The organism is Streptomyces tropicalis (assembly GCF_029269835.1).
Classification (GTDB): domain Bacteria; phylum Actinomycetota; class Actinomycetes; order Streptomycetales; family Streptomycetaceae; genus Streptomyces; species Streptomyces tropicalis.
Map to the genome: position 1 here is coordinate 474481 of NZ_JARJBB010000005.1, position 13335 is coordinate 487815.

General features: G+C 72.9%; 11 protein-coding genes. 6 read left to right on the top strand and 5 right to left on the bottom strand.

Annotated elements, in window-relative coordinates:
- The 4 genes from kdpB to P3H78_RS13685 all read right to left on the bottom strand — a co-directional run bounded on the left by kdpB (window position 1) and on the right by P3H78_RS13685 (window position 5973).
- Complete coding sequence (gene kdpB / locus P3H78_RS13670) at window positions 1–2103, bottom strand: potassium-transporting ATPase subunit KdpB (RefSeq protein ID WP_276109238.1); 2103 nt, start codon at window positions 2101–2103, stop codon at window positions 1–3.
- A gap of 29 nt (window positions 2104–2132) precedes the next feature.
- A complete protein-coding gene (gene kdpA / locus P3H78_RS13675; RefSeq protein ID WP_276109201.1) occupies window positions 2133–3797 on the bottom strand; it encodes a potassium-transporting ATPase subunit KdpA in 1665 nt (554 codons plus the stop codon).
- A gap of 8 nt (window positions 3798–3805) precedes the next feature.
- A complete protein-coding gene (kdpF, locus tag P3H78_RS13680) occupies window positions 3806–3895 on the bottom strand; it encodes a K(+)-transporting ATPase subunit F (RefSeq protein WP_016434100.1) in 90 nt (29 codons plus the stop codon).
- Window positions 3896–4134: 239 nt separating this feature from the next.
- The gene (locus P3H78_RS13685) at window positions 4135–5973 is read right to left on the bottom strand and encodes an APC family permease (RefSeq protein ID WP_276109203.1); all 1839 of its coding nucleotides are present in this window, start codon (window positions 5971–5973) and stop codon (window positions 4135–4137) included.
- Between the two features lie 249 nt (window positions 5974–6222).
- Between P3H78_RS13685 and P3H78_RS13690 the strand changes: the two genes are divergently transcribed.
- The 3 genes from P3H78_RS13690 to P3H78_RS13700 all read left to right on the top strand — a co-directional run bounded on the left by P3H78_RS13690 (window position 6223) and on the right by P3H78_RS13700 (window position 9732).
- On the top strand, window positions 6223–6780 hold the full coding sequence (locus P3H78_RS13690; RefSeq protein ID WP_276109204.1) for a hypothetical protein: 558 nt from the start codon (window positions 6223–6225) through the stop codon (window positions 6778–6780).
- A gap of 396 nt (window positions 6781–7176) precedes the next feature.
- Window positions 7177–9126 (top strand): APC family permease, encoded by a 1950-nt coding sequence (locus P3H78_RS13695; RefSeq protein ID WP_276109205.1) that lies wholly within the window; start codon window positions 7177–7179, stop codon window positions 9124–9126.
- Window positions 9127–9336: 210 nt separating this feature from the next.
- Entirely contained in the window at window positions 9337–9732 is a 396-nt protein-coding gene (locus P3H78_RS13700; RefSeq protein ID WP_276109206.1) for a TOBE domain-containing protein, read from the top strand.
- Window positions 9733–9804: 72 nt separating this feature from the next.
- On the opposite strand, the gene P3H78_RS13705 is transcribed toward P3H78_RS13700, so the two are convergent.
- Window positions 9805–10287, bottom strand: coding sequence for a molybdopterin-dependent oxidoreductase (locus P3H78_RS13705; protein WP_276109207.1), 483 nt, complete (start codon window positions 10285–10287; stop codon window positions 9805–9807).
- 229 nt (window positions 10288–10516) lie between these two features.
- Between P3H78_RS13705 and modA the strand changes: the two genes are divergently transcribed.
- The 3 genes from modA to P3H78_RS13720 are packed head-to-tail and all read left to right on the top strand — an operon-like array spanning window position 10517 to window position 13271.
- Window positions 10517–11344 (top strand): molybdate ABC transporter substrate-binding protein, encoded by an 828-nt coding sequence (gene modA / locus P3H78_RS13710; RefSeq protein WP_276109208.1) that lies wholly within the window; start codon window positions 10517–10519, stop codon window positions 11342–11344.
- Window positions 11341–12183, top strand: coding sequence for an ABC transporter permease (locus P3H78_RS13715; protein ID WP_276109209.1), 843 nt, complete (start codon window positions 11341–11343; stop codon window positions 12181–12183). Before modA ends, P3H78_RS13715 begins: the two co-directional genes overlap by 4 nt.
- Window positions 12180–13271, top strand: coding sequence for an ABC transporter ATP-binding protein (locus P3H78_RS13720; protein WP_276109210.1), 1092 nt, complete (start codon window positions 12180–12182; stop codon window positions 13269–13271). Before P3H78_RS13715 ends, P3H78_RS13720 begins: the two co-directional genes overlap by 4 nt.
- The last annotated feature ends 64 nt before the right edge of the window (window positions 13272–13335 follow it).

Sequence of the window (13335 nt, forward strand, 5' to 3'; positions counted from 1 at the left end):
TCACCCGATTCCGGGGATCAGAGAGAGCAGCAGGTCGATGAGCTTGATGCCGATGAACGGGGCGATCAGGCCGCCGAGTCCGTAGATGCCGAGGTTGCGGCGGAGCATCCGGTCGGCGCTGACAGGCCGGTAGCGCACGCCCTTCAGGGAGAGCGGCACGAGGGCGATGATGATCAGCGCGTTGAAGACGACGGCCGACAGGATCGCGGAGTCGGGCGAGGACAGGTGCATGATGTTCAGCTTGTCCAGGCCCGGGTAGACCGCCGCGAACAGCGCCGGGATGATCGCGAAGTACTTCGCGACGTCGTTGGCGATGGAGAACGTGGTGAGGGCGCCACGCGTGATCAGCAGCTGCTTGCCGATCTCGACGATCTCGATGAGCTTGGTCGGGTTGGAGTCGAGGTCGACCATGTTGCCGGCCTCCTTGGCGGCCGACGTGCCCGTGTTCATCGCCACGCCGACGTCGGCCTGGGCGAGCGCCGGGGCGTCGTTGGTGCCGTCGCCGGTCATCGCGACGAGCTTGCCGCCCGCCTGCTCCCGCTTGATGAGGGCCATCTTGTCCTCGGGGGTGGCCTCGGCGAGGAAGTCGTCGACGCCGGCCTCCTCGGCGATGGCCTTCGCGGTGAGCGGATTGTCGCCGGTGATCATGACGGTCCTGATGCCCATGCGGCGCAGTTCGTCGAAGCGTTCCCGCATGCCCTGCTTGACGACGTCCTTGAGGTGGATGACGCCCAGCACGCGCGCGCCCTCGGCGTCCCGAACGGCGACCAGCAGCGGGGTGCCCCCGGCCGCGGAGATGCGCTGGGCCGACGCGTCGGCGTCCTCGGGAACCGTGCCGCCCTGCTGCTCGGCCCAGGCGATGACCGAACCGGCCGCGCCCTTGCGGATGCTGCGCCCGTCGACGTCGACGCCGGACATGCGGGTCTGCGCGGTGAAGGCGATCCACTCCGCGCCGGCCAGTTCGCCCTGGTGGCGCTCGCGCAGGCCGTACTTCTCCTTGGCGAGGACGACGATCGAGCGGCCCTCGGGGGTCTCGTCGGCGAGCGAGGACAGCTGGGCGGCGTCGGCGACCTCGGCCTCCGTGGTGCCGCGCACCGGCACGAACTCCGCGGCCCGGCGGTTGCCGAGGGTGATGGTGCCGGTCTTGTCGAGCAGCAGCGTGGAGACGTCGCCCGCGGCCTCGACCGCGCGCCCGGACATCGCCAGCACGTTGCGCTGGACCAGCCGGTCCATGCCGGCGATGCCGATCGCGGAGAGCAGCGCGCCGATGGTGGTGGGGATGAGGCAGACCAGCAGGGCGACCAGCACGACCATCGTCAGGTGGGTGCCCGCGTAGACCGCGAAGGGGGGCAGGGTGGCCACCGCGAGGAGGAAGACGATGGTGAGCGAGGCGAGCAGGATGTTCAGCGCGATCTCGTTCGGCGTCTTCTGCCGGGCGGCGCCCTCGACCAGGTTGATCATGCGGTCGATGAAGGTCTCGCCGGGCTTCGTGGTGATCTTGATGACGATGCGGTCGGAGAGCACCTTCGTGCCGCCGGTCACCGCGGAGCGGTCGCCTCCGGACTCGCGGATGACCGGCGCGGACTCGCCGGTGATCGCCGACTCGTCCACCGAGGCGACGCCCTCGACGACGTCGCCGTCGCCGGGGATGACGTCGCCGGCCTCGCAGACGACCAGGTCGCCGACCACAAGACCGGTGCCGGGCACCTGCTCCTCGGAGCCGTCCGCGGCGAGCCGGCGGGCGACGGTGTCGGTCTTGGCCTGGCGCAGCGTGTCGGCCTGCGCCTTGCCGCGGCCCTCGGCGACGGCCTCGGCGAGGTTGGCGAAGACGACGGTCAGCCACAGCCAGGCGCTGATCGCCCAGCCGAACCAGTCGCCGGGGTCGGTGCAGGAGAAGACGGTGGTGAGCACCGAGCCGATCCACACCACGAACATCACGGGCGACTTCACCATCACCCGCGGGTCGAGTTTGCGGAAGGCCTCCGGCAGGGACCTGAGGAGCTGCTTGGGGTCGAAGAAGCCGGCGCCGACACGGCCCTCGGCGGACCGGTGCCCGGTGGACAGGTCGCTGTGCGGGGCCCGGGTCGGAGTGGCTGTGGACATCGAGTCCTCGTGCTTGTGGAGGCGGGCGGTCATGACGCGAGCCCTTCGGCGAGCGGGCCCAGTGCGAGGGCGGGGAAGTACGTCAGACCGGTGATGATGAGGATGGCGCCCACCAGCAGGCCGGTGAACAGCGGCTTCTCGGTGCGCAGGGTGCCCGCGGTCGTCGGCACCGGCTTCTGCCCGGCGAGCGAGCCGGCCAGGGCCAGCACGAACACCATCGGCAGGAAGCGGCCGAGCAGCATCGCGAGCCCGGTCATGGTGTTGAACCAGTCGGTGTTCGCGTTGAGCCCGGCGAAGGCCGAGCCGTTGTTGTTGGCCGCCGAGGTGAAGGCGTAGAGGACCTCGGAGAATCCGTGCGCGCCGGGGTTGAGCATGGAGTGCGGCGGCGTCGGCAGGGCCATCGAGACCGCCGTGAACACCAGGACCAGTGCGGGCGTGACGAGGATGTAGACCGCGGCCAGCTTGATCTCGCGGGAACCGATCTTCTTGCCCAGGTACTCGGGTGTCCGGCCGACCATGAGGCCCGCGATGAACACCGCGATGATCGCCATGATCAGGATGCCGTAGAGGCCGGATCCGGTGCCGCCGGGCGCGATCTCGCCGAGCATCATGCTCAGCAGGGCGATGCCGCCGCCGAGGCCGGTGAAGGACGAGTGGAAGGAGTCCACCGCGCCGGTCGAGGTCAGAGTGGTCGCCACCGCGAAGATCGACGAGCCGCCGACGCCGAAGCGGACCTCCTTGCCCTCCATCGACCCGCCGGCGATCTGCAGGGCGCCCTCGTGGTGGGCGAACTCGGTCCACATCATCAGGGCGGTGAAGCCGACCCAGATGGCCGCCATGGTGGCGAGGATCGCGTAGCCCTGCCGCACCGAGCCGACCATGAGGCCGAAGGTGCGGGTCAGCGAGAAGGGGATCACCAGGATCAGGAAGATCTCGAAGAGGTTGGTGAAGGGGCTCGGGTTCTCGAAGGGGTGGGCGGAGTTGGCGTTGAAGTAGCCGCCGCCGTTGGTGCCGATCTCCTTGATGGCCTCCTGGGAGGCGACCGCTCCGCCGTTCCACTGCTGCGAGCCGCCCATGAACTGGCCGACCTCGTGGATGCCGGAGAAGTTCTGGATCGCCCCGCAGGCCACCAGGACCACCGCGGCGACCGCCGCGAGCGGCACCAGGATGCGGACGGTGCCGCGCACCAGGTCCGTCCAGAAGTTGCCGAGGTCGCCGGTGCGGGAGCGGGCGAAGCCGCGGACCAGCGCCACCGCGACGGCGATGCCGACGGCGGCCGAGACGAAGTTCTGCACCGCCAGGCCGGCGGTCTGCACGACGTGGCCCATGGTCTGCTCGCCGTAGTACGACTGCCAGTTGGTGTTGGTGACGAAGGAGGCGGCGGTGTTGAATGCCTGCGCCGGGTCGATGGACCTGAACCCCATCGACAGCGGCAGGACGCCCTGGATCCGCTGCAGGAGGTACAGGAGGAGGACACTCACGGTCGAGAAGGCGAGGACGCCGCGCAGGTAAGCGGGCCAGCGCATCTGCGTGTCGGGATCGGCGCCGATGGAGCGGTAGACCCACCGTTCGACGCGCCAGTGCCGGTCGGAGGAGTAGACCCTGGCCATGTAGCTGCCGAGGGGGACGTGGGCGAGGCCCAGCGCGCCGATGAGGGCGAGCAGCTGGAGGACGCCGGCGAGTACGGGACCCATGTCGGCGTTCAGAACCTCTCCGGGAAGATCAGGGCGAGGACGAGATAGCCCAGCAGGGCGACGGCCACGACCAGGCCGACGATGTTCTCCGCGGTCACAGCTTCGTCACCCCCTTGGCGACGAGAGCCACCAGCGCGAAGACCGCGAGCGTGGCGACGACGAAGGCCAGATCGGCCATCGTGAGCTCCTGGAATGAGGTTCGGATCGGACGTGGACGGTATGAGGAAACCGCCTCCGTGGCCTGATTCGAGCGCCGTTGACGTGTCCCTTACGGCAGCTCACGGGCCTTTGACGCTACCCTTACGGCCGATCGGCCGCAGGGCGGGAGACGGCGTGGTCAGCGCAGCCGGAAGCGCAGTCGGCAGATCGCGGCGTCGGTCTCCCGGCGCACCGCGTGCGCCACGAGGGCGCCCCGCTGGTTCTGCAGCAGCCGCTGCCACACCCGCTCCGGCTCGGTCTCGGCGATCAGCACGGTCACCCGGTCGGCCGGCGCCAGCGCGGTGACCTCACGGACGTACGCGGCGACGGGCCGCCCGAGCGCGTGCCGCGCGGAGACCAGCCGGACCAGCGGCACCCCCGGGTTCCACAGGGCCCACGCCCGCTCCAGGGCGTGCAGCCGGGCGACGTCCTCCGGATCGGGGTGGCAGACGGTGACGGCGCGGACCTCGTCGCCCAGGGAGACGGCGGCCGTCAGGGCCTCCGAGGTCAGCCGGGACAGCGTGGACACGGGCACGATCACCAGCGAGCGGGCGCGGCGGGGGGCCTGCGGGGTCCGGCCGAGACCGAGGCGCTCGCCGATGCGGGCGTACGTCCGGCGGACGGCGAGGAAGACCGCGACGAGGGCCGGCAGGGCGAGGACGACCAGCCAGGCGCCCTCGGTGAACCTGCTCGCCGTGACGACGACGGCGGCGACGCCGGTGAGGACGGCGCCCGTCCCGTTCAGCAGCATCCGGCCCCGGCGGCCCGGACCGCGCCGGGTGCGCCAGTGCCGGACCATGCCGGCCTGGGCGAGAGTGAAGCCGACGAAGACGCCGACGGCGAACAGCGGGACCAGCGTGTCGGTGTCGCCCCCCGAGAGGACCAGGAGGGCGGCGGAGACCAGGGCGAGGGCGAGGACACCGTGCCGGTGCACCTGCCGGTCGGCCTTCAGCGCGAACACGTGCGGCACGTGGTTGTCCCGGGCCAGCAGTTTCAGCAGCACCGGCAGCCCGCCGAACGAGGTGTTCGCGGACAGGGCCAGCAGGACCGCCGTGGCGGACTGGACGACGTAGAAGGCGGCGTTGTGGCCGAGGGAGGCGTCGGCGAGCTGGGCGAGGACCGTGACGCCCTCGACCGGCTGGAGGTGGAAGCGGGCGATCAGCACCGCCAGACCCACCAGCATCACGCCGAGCAGCGCGCCCAGGGCCACCTCCGCCCGCTGCGCGCGCCGCACCCGGGGGGCCCGGAAGGAGGGCACGGCGTTGGCGAGGGCCTCGACGCCGGTCAGTGCGGAGCATCCGGCGGCGAACGCCTTCAGCAGGAGCAGCGCGCCGACGGCGGAGGCCTGGCCGGCGACGGCGGAAGGGTGCCCGTCCGCGGCGGCGGTGCTCACCGGCGCCGACCGGAACAGACCGACGGCGATCAGCACGAGGACCGAGCCGACGAAGACGGCGGTCGGCACGGTGAGCGCCTTCGCCGATTCCGCGATGCCGCGCAGGTTCACCGCGGTGATCAGGGCGAGCACCCCGAGGCACAGCCCCAGCCGGTCGCCGTAGAGGGCCGGGAAGGCGGAGGTCAGTGCGGCGACGCCGGCCGTGACGGCGACGGCGACGTTGAGGACGTAGTCCAGGACGAGCGAGGCCGCCGCCAGTCCGGCCCGCTCCCCCAGGTGGGTACGGGCGACGGCGTAGGCCCCTCCCCCGTCCGGGAAGGCGGCGATCACCTGCCGGTACGAGGCGACGAGCACCGCCAGCAGGAAGGCGATGGCCAGCGTGACGGGCAGGGTGAGGCCGAGGCCGTGGGCTCCCGCACCGGCCAGCACGAGGACGATCGCCTCCGGCCCGTACGCCACCGACGCCATCGCGTCCAGGGAGAGCGCGGCGAGGCCGGTGAGGGTGGTGAGGCGGTGGCGCTCGCCGGTGTCGGGCGGCTCCTCGCCCAGGGGGGCGGCGCTCGGTTCGGCGGTCGGTGCGGACATGGGCGGTGGCTCCCCGGTGGTGTGGACACGGCCGCCGTGTGCGGGGTCCGCACACGGCGCCCTCAGCGTGGGTCCGCTCCGGACCGCCGCCGCCTGCCTCTTGCGGGTTCCTCGCGCCGCACCGGCCGGCCTTGACGTGATCTTGACGGGCGGCCGGGCGCTGCGGCGGCGTCAGGAAGAGGGCGCCCGTCGTCAGAGTGCCGTCAAGGGCGGCGGCCGCCCGCCGCCCCAGCCTCTACCGTCGAAGACATGGCACACCGCGAGGACGCACGATCGGCCCGGGTCGGCTCGCCGCCACCGGCGTCCGGCCACGTCGTGCACGACCGCTCCTGGGCGCGCGACCTGCGCGGCGCGCTGTGCAGTGCGGGCGTACTGCTGGTGCTGCTGCTCCTGATCGACGGCAGCGCGGGCGACCTGTCCTGGTGGCGTGCCGCGCTGTGGCTGGCGCTGGCCGTGCTGCTGTTCCTGGTGCTCTGCCCGGTCCGGGTCAGTGCGGGCGAGGGCTGGCTCGCGACGCGACGGCTGGTGGGCGGGCAGCGCGTGCGCACCGACCTGCTGGTGTCGGTGCGCTGTCTGGGCGGGGTGTCCCAGCGGCTCGTGCTGCGGGACGTGTTCGGCGCGCGGGTCGAGATCGACCCGCAGGTCCTGCTGGACAACCCCGACCTCTGGTACCGCGTGGCCGAGGACGCCCGGGCCTCGGCCGCCGCGGGCTCCCTGCTGTGCGGCGGGACGGCGCTGGCCCGGCTCGCGGAGCGGGTCGACCGCGAGCAGGCCCGGACGGTGTTCCGGGTCTCCGGGATGGAGTAGGGGCCGGGCCGGGACCCGGTGAACCGACTCGGGAACCGGTGAACCGGATCGGTCCGTACCGGTCCGGGGCCCGATGGACCGCTCCGGCCGGGGACTCGTGGGGCGGCCCGGCCGGTCCCGTCCGGTGGGGGCCCGCGACTGTGCGTGTCCGCCGACCGCCCCGGGGAGTCTGCCGCGCCCCCGCTCCCCGCCTCCCCCGTACGGTCCAGCGGGCGCCGCACGCCCCCCTGACCGCGGGTTCCACCCCGCAGGCCGCGCCGCCCGGGCATTCTTAACGGAAGATTGATGCCGGTCGCCCCCCTGAGCGCAGGCCCCCACGTCACGCTCCGCATACGCTGGTGCCGCCATCCGCGTGATGGCCGATCCACGCTGAACTGCACACCAGGAGCAGGGCCGATGGCCACCACTCAACACCCTCCCAGTCGTCTGCGCGCCTGGATGCTGGAGGGCCTGTCCGACATGGGCAAGGGCATGCAGCAGGCCCCGCACGCCCTGCCCGAGCCCCCGCACAAGGGGCAGCGCTGGTGGCGGGTGATGTGCCTGACGGGTGTCGACTACTTCTCCACGCTCGGCTACCAGCCCGGCATCGCGGCCCTCGCGGCCGGTCTGCTGTCCCCGGTGGCGACCCTGGTCCTGGTGCTGGTCACGCTCGCAGGGGCGCTGCCCGTGTACCGCCGGGTCGCCGCGGAGAGCCCGCACGGCGAGGGCTCCATCGCCATGCTGGAGCGGCTGCTGTCGTTCTGGCAGGGCAAGCTGTTCGTGCTGACCCTGCTCGGCTTCGCCGCCACCGACTTCCTCATCACCATCACCCTGTCGGCCGCCGACGCCTCGACCCACCTGGTGGAGAACCCGCACCTGACGAGCGCGCTGCACAACCACCAGATGCTGATCACGCTGCTGCTGGTGGCGCTGCTCGGCGCGGTGTTCCTGAAGGGCTTCCTGGAGGCCATCGGCGTCGCCGTCGCCCTGGTCGGCGTCTATCTGGTGCTGAACCTCGTCGTCGTGGCCGTCGGCCTGTGGCACGTCGTCACCGCGGGCCATGTGATCGCCGACTGGTCGGACGCGCTGCTCGCCCAGCACGGAAACGTATTCGCCATGATCGGCGTGGCCCTGCTGGTGTTCCCCAAGCTGGCGCTCGGCCTGTCCGGCTTCGAGACCGGCGTCGCCGTCATGCCGCATGTGAAGGGCAACCCGGACGACACCGAGGAGCGCCCCACCGGCCGGATCCGGGACACCCGCAAGCTGCTCACCACCGCGGCCCTGATCATGAGCTGCTTCCTCATCGCGACCAGCTTCATCACCACCCTGCTCATTCCGGCGAAGGACTTCCAGCCCGGCGGCCAGGCCAACGGCCGGGCCCTCGCCTTCCTGGCCCACGAGTACCTGGGCAACGGCTTCGGCACGGTCTACGACGCCTCCACCATCGCCATCCTGTGGTTCGCCGGCGCCTCCGCGATGGCCGGCCTGCTCAACCTGATGCCCCGCTACCTCCCCCGCTACGGCATGGCACCGCACTGGGCGCGGGCCGTCCGCCCGATGGTCCTCGTCTTCACCCTCATCGGCTTCCTGGTCACCTGGATCTTCGACGCCAATGTCGACAAGCAGGGCGGCGCCTACGCCACCGGCGTGCTGGTGCTGATCAGCTCGGCGGCGATCGCGGTGACCATCGCCGCGCGCAAGGCGGGCCAGCGGAGAGGGACGGTCGCGTTCGCCGTGATCTCGACGGTCTTCCTCTACACGACCGTCGTCAACGTCATGGAACGCCCCGACGGCGTGAAGATCGGCGCCTGCTTCATCGTCGGGATCATCCTCGTCTCCCTGCTGTCCCGGCTGATCCGCTCCTTCGAGCTGCGGGTGACCAGCGTGACGATGGACCCCCTGGCGGAGCGGTTCGTCCGGGACATCGCCAGCCGCAAGATGCGCTTCATCGCCAACAAGCCCGGCCCGCGCGACAAGGCCGAGTACCGCGACAAGATCGAGCAGATCCGGCAGGACAACGAGATCCCGGCCACCGAGGACTTCGTCTTCGTCGAGGTGACGGTCACCGACCCCTCCGACTTCGAGGCCGGTCTGACGGTGCACGGGGAGGTCCTGCACAACCGCTACCGGGTGCTGACCCTCCAGTCCTCCTCCGTCCCCAACGCGCTGGCCGCACTCCTGCTGCACGTGCGCGAGACGACCGGCTGCACCCCGCACATCTACTTCGAGTGGACCGAGGGCAGCCCCTTCGCCAACTTCCTGCGCTTCTTCCTCTTCGGCCAGGGCGAGGTCGCCCCGGTCACGCGCGAGGTGCTGCGCGAGGCGGAGCCGGACCGCACCGTGCGGCCCCGGGTACACACCGGCTGAGCGGGACGGGGCCCGGCGGGACAGCGGCCGAGCGAGCCGGGCGCGGACGGGCGGCACGGGACCGGCGCAGGCCGGACACCCGGGCCGGGCGCGCCGGTCGGCCGGTGGCGATCCTCGCGCAGGCGGGCGGTGGGCGGCCGGTGCCGGCGTCCACGCCGACGGGCCGCCCGGTGTCCGCCGCCCGCCCGGCCTGGCCCTATCGTGACCGGCATGCAGTCCTACACGATCGGCCAGGCCGCACGGCTGCTCGGGGTCAGCCCCGACACCGCCCGCCGCTGGGCGGACGCGGGCCGGGTCGCCACGCACCGCGACGACAGCGGACGGCGGGTCGTCGACGGGCGCGACCTGGCCGCCTTCTCGGTCGAGCTCGCCCGCACCGGGGACGGCGAGGAGGGCCCCTCGTCCACGTCGGTGCGCAACGCCTTCCCCGGCATCGTGACCGCCATCAAGCTCGGCGACGTCGCGGCGCAGGTCGAGATCCAGGCGGGCCCGCACCGCCTCGTCTCCCTGCTCACCCGCGAGGCCGTCGAGGAGCTGGGCCTGGAGGTCGGCATGGAGGCCACCGCGCGGGTGAAGTCGACGAACGTCCACGTCGACCGCGTCTGACAGCCCGCGCGGGAGCCCGCACGAGCGGCGCCGAGGAGCTCCGGTCCGGTGCTCCGGTCCCACGCCCCGGTCTCACGGTCTCCGGCCGTAGCCGCCGTCCACCCGGATCGCGCGGATCCCACTGATGTGCCGGGCGCCGCAGCGGTCCTGCGGCAGCACGAGCTGCGGTCCGGCGCGGTCCAGCGGTGCGCCGTCGACGCTCACGGCGAGCAGGACCGGGGCGTCGGCGAAGTCCGGGTCGATCTCCGCCCAGGTCAGCAGCGCCCGGTGGCCGTCGGTGCCGGTGACGCCGATCAGGAAGCGCAGCCGGTCCTTGCGGCGGGCCGGATCGAACCCGGGGCGCGCGTCGGCGAGCACGTCGTACAGCCGCGGCCCGGAGAAGCGGTGGTGCTGCACCCCGCTGGTGGCGCACGCGAAGGCGACGCGGACCCGATGCAGGGGCCATCCCATCAGGTCCGGCACGGTGAGGCGGGCCGGGCGGCCGAGGTCGCCGGTCAGGGAGAGCTCCGCGCAGGGCGCCTGCGCGACGGACGGCCGGGGCGGGGACTGGCTCACGGGGCACCACCTCCCGGGGGCGGCACCGGGCACGCCCCCGCAGAACCGTACCCGTACCGACGCCCCGTACAAACGCACATGCATGCCTCTGTGCACCCCTGGACCAGCTCATGCGATGCAACAGAAGACTTACGCCTTGCATGTGCGGCAGTATCATCGCGGCAGGGCCCCCACCGGCCGTGGCAGGGCCCGCATGCCCTGGTGAGCAGCACAAAAGGGAGTAACCGTGATGATCCGTTCCGCGCGCCGGACCCGTCGCACCGTGCAGCTGGCCGGTGCCGGAGTCGCCGCGCTGCTGGCCCTGAGCGCCTGCTCCTCCTCGTCGGACCCGTCCACGGGATCCGGCGCGTCCCCCGCCGCCGGCTCCTCCTCGTCCAAGCTGTCCGGAAACATCACGGTGTTCGCGGCCGCCTCCCTCAAGGAGAGCTTCACGGCGCTCGGCAAGGAGTTCGAGCGGCAGCACCCGGGCACCGGGGTCACCTTCAGCTTCGGCGGCAGCGACAGCCTCGCCGCGGGCATCACCGGCGGTGCCCCGGCCGACGTGTTCGCCGCCGCCAGCCCCAAGACCATGGCGATCGTGACGGGCAGGAAGGACGCGGCAGGCCCGCCCGCCACCTTCGTGCGCAACCAGCTGGAGATCGCCACCCTGCCCGGCAACCCGCACAAGGTGTCCTCCCTGAAGGACCTGACCCGGTCCGGCCTGAAGGTCGTGCTCTGCGACCGGACCGTGCCGTGCGGCGCCGCCGCCCAGAAGGCGCTGGCCGCCGGCGGTCTGAAGCTGACCCCGGTCTCCTACGAGCAGGACGTCAAGAGCGCCCTGACGAAGGTGGAGCTGAAGGAGGCCGACGCCGCCGTCGTCTACCGGACCGATGTGAGGGCGGCGGGTGACACGGTGGAGGGCGTGGAGTTCCCCGAGTCGGCGAAGGCCGTCAACGACTATCCGATCGCCCTGCTCAAGAACGCGCAGAACGCCACCACGGCGAAGGCGTTCATCGACCTGGTCCGCTCCCCCGAGGGCCAGAAGGTGCTCACCGCCGCCGGGTTCCTCAAGCCATGACGTCCACGGACAGCTCCCCTGCCGCGGCGCGGGCGGACCGGCCGCGGCGCGGGCATCCGTCCCGCGGGGCGCCACTGCCCCTGCTGGTCCCCGCGCTGGTGGGCCTGGCCTTCCTGCTGCTGCCGCTGCTCGCCCTGCTGGTGCGGGCGCCGTGGCGCAGCCTGCCCTCCGAGCTGACCAGCCCGGAGGTGTGGCAGGCGCTGCGGCTGTCCCTGGTCACGGCCACCCTCGCGACCGCGGTCAGCCTCGCCCTCGGGGTGCCGCTGGCCTGGCTGCTGGCCCGCACCGACTTCCCCGGCCGGGCCCTCGTCCGGGCCCTGGTCACACTGCCGCTGGTCCTGCCGCCGGTGGTGGGCGGCGTCGCACTGCTGCTGGCACTCGGACGCAACGGCGTCGTCGGGCAGTGGCTGGACGCCTGGTTCGGGATCACCCTGCCGTTCACCACCGCCGGGGTGGTGGTCGCGGAGGCGTTCGTCGCCATGCCGTTCCTGGTGATCAGCGTCGAGGGCACCCTGCGCGCCGCGGACCCGCGGTTCGAGGAGGCGGCGACCACCCTGGGCGCCTCCCGCTTCACCGCGTTCCGGCGGGTGACCCTGCCGCTGATCGCGCCCGGCATCGCGGCGGGCGCCGTGCTCGCGTGGGCGCGCGCCCTGGGCGAGTTCGGCGCCACGATCACCTTCGCCGGCAACTTCCCCGGCCGGACCCAGACCATGCCCCTCGCGGTCTACCTGGCACTGCAGAACGACCCGGCCGCCGCCATCGCCCTGAGCCTGGTGCTGCTCGTCGTGTCCGTCGCGGTCCTGGCCGGGCTGCGCGACCGCTGGATGACGACCTCATGACCGACCTCACCGGCACCGCCGGCCGCGCGTCCGCGCAGAAGCTCGGCGCGCCGGGACTCGACGCCCGGCTCGTCGTCGACCGCGGCGCCTTCCGGCTCGACGTGGCGCTGACCGCCGCCCCCGGCGAGGTCGTCGCCCTGCTCGGCCCGAACGGCGCCGGGAAGACCACCGCTCTGCGCGCCCTCGCCGGTCTCACCCCGCTCTCCGACGGGCACCTGCGCCTGGACGGCACCGACCTGGACCGCACCCCGCCCGAGTGCCGCCCGGTCGGGGTGGTCTTCCAGGACTACCTGCTCTTCCCGCACCTGTCCGCGCTGGACAACGTGGCGTTCGGACCGCGCTGCCGGGGTGCCTCGAAGGCGGACGCCCGCGCCGACGCCGCCTCCTGGCTGGAGCGGATGGGCCTCGCCGAGCACGCCGCCGCCCGGCCGCGCCGGCTGTCCGGCGGGCAGGCCCAGCGGGTCGCGCTCGCCCGCGCGCTCGCCATCCGGCCCCGGCTGCTGCTCCTGGACGAGCCGCTCGCCGCGCTGGACGCCCGGACCCGGCTGGAGGTCCGCGGCCGGCTCCGGCACCACCTCGCGGCGTTCGAGGCGGTCGCCGTCCTCGTCACCCACGATCCGCTGGACGCGATGGTGCTGGCCGACCGGCTCGTCGTCGTCGAGGACGGCGCCGTGGTCCAGGAGGGCGTCCCCGCCGAGATCGCCCGCCGCCCCCGCACGGACTACATCGCCCAGCTGGTCGGCCTGAACCTGTACCGGGGCCGGGCCGACGGACACACCGTCCGGCTGGAGGGCGGCCCCTCCATCACCACCGCCGACGCCCTGTCCGGACCGGTCTGCGTGGCCTTCCCCCCGGGCGCCGTCACCCTGTACCGGGAGCGGCCCCTCGGCTCCAGCGCCCGCAACCTGTGGGCCTGCGAGGTCGCCGGCCTGGAGAGCCACGGCGACCAGCTGCGCGTGGACCTCGTCGGCGAACTGCCGCTCGCAGCGGACCTGACGACGGTCGCCGCGGCCGAACTCGACCTGCACCCCGGTGCACCGGTCTGGGCGACGGTCAAGGCGGCGCAGACGCACGCCTACCCGGCCTGACCCTCCGCCCGCGGCTACGGTGAGGGTCGCGACGGCGGGAGACGACCTCCGGCCCCCCACCTCT

What these genes read in the sequence shown, in the direction of transcription:
- kdpB (WP_276109238.1), bottom strand. Translation starts at nt 2,103, where the DNA reads ATGTCCACAGCCACTCCGACCCGGGCCCCGCACAGCGACCTGTCCACC.
- kdpA (WP_276109201.1), bottom strand. Translation starts at nt 3,797, where the DNA reads ATGGGTCCCGTACTCGCCGGCGTCCTCCAGCTGCTCGCCCTCATCGGC.
- P3H78_RS13685 (WP_276109203.1), bottom strand. Translation starts at nt 5,973, where the DNA reads ATGTCCGCACCGACCGCCGAACCGAGCGCCGCCCCCCTGGGCGAGGAG.
- P3H78_RS13690 (WP_276109204.1), top strand. Translation starts at nt 6,223, where the DNA reads ATGGCACACCGCGAGGACGCACGATCGGCCCGGGTCGGCTCGCCGCCA.
- P3H78_RS13695 (WP_276109205.1), top strand. Translation starts at nt 7,177, where the DNA reads ATGGCCACCACTCAACACCCTCCCAGTCGTCTGCGCGCCTGGATGCTG.
- P3H78_RS13700 (WP_276109206.1), top strand. Translation starts at nt 9,337, where the DNA reads ATGCAGTCCTACACGATCGGCCAGGCCGCACGGCTGCTCGGGGTCAGC.
- modA (WP_276109208.1), top strand. Translation starts at nt 10,517, where the DNA reads ATGATCCGTTCCGCGCGCCGGACCCGTCGCACCGTGCAGCTGGCCGGT.
- P3H78_RS13715 (WP_276109209.1), top strand. Translation starts at nt 11,341, where the DNA reads ATGACGTCCACGGACAGCTCCCCTGCCGCGGCGCGGGCGGACCGGCCG.
- P3H78_RS13720 (WP_276109210.1), top strand. Translation starts at nt 12,180, where the DNA reads ATGACCGACCTCACCGGCACCGCCGGCCGCGCGTCCGCGCAGAAGCTC.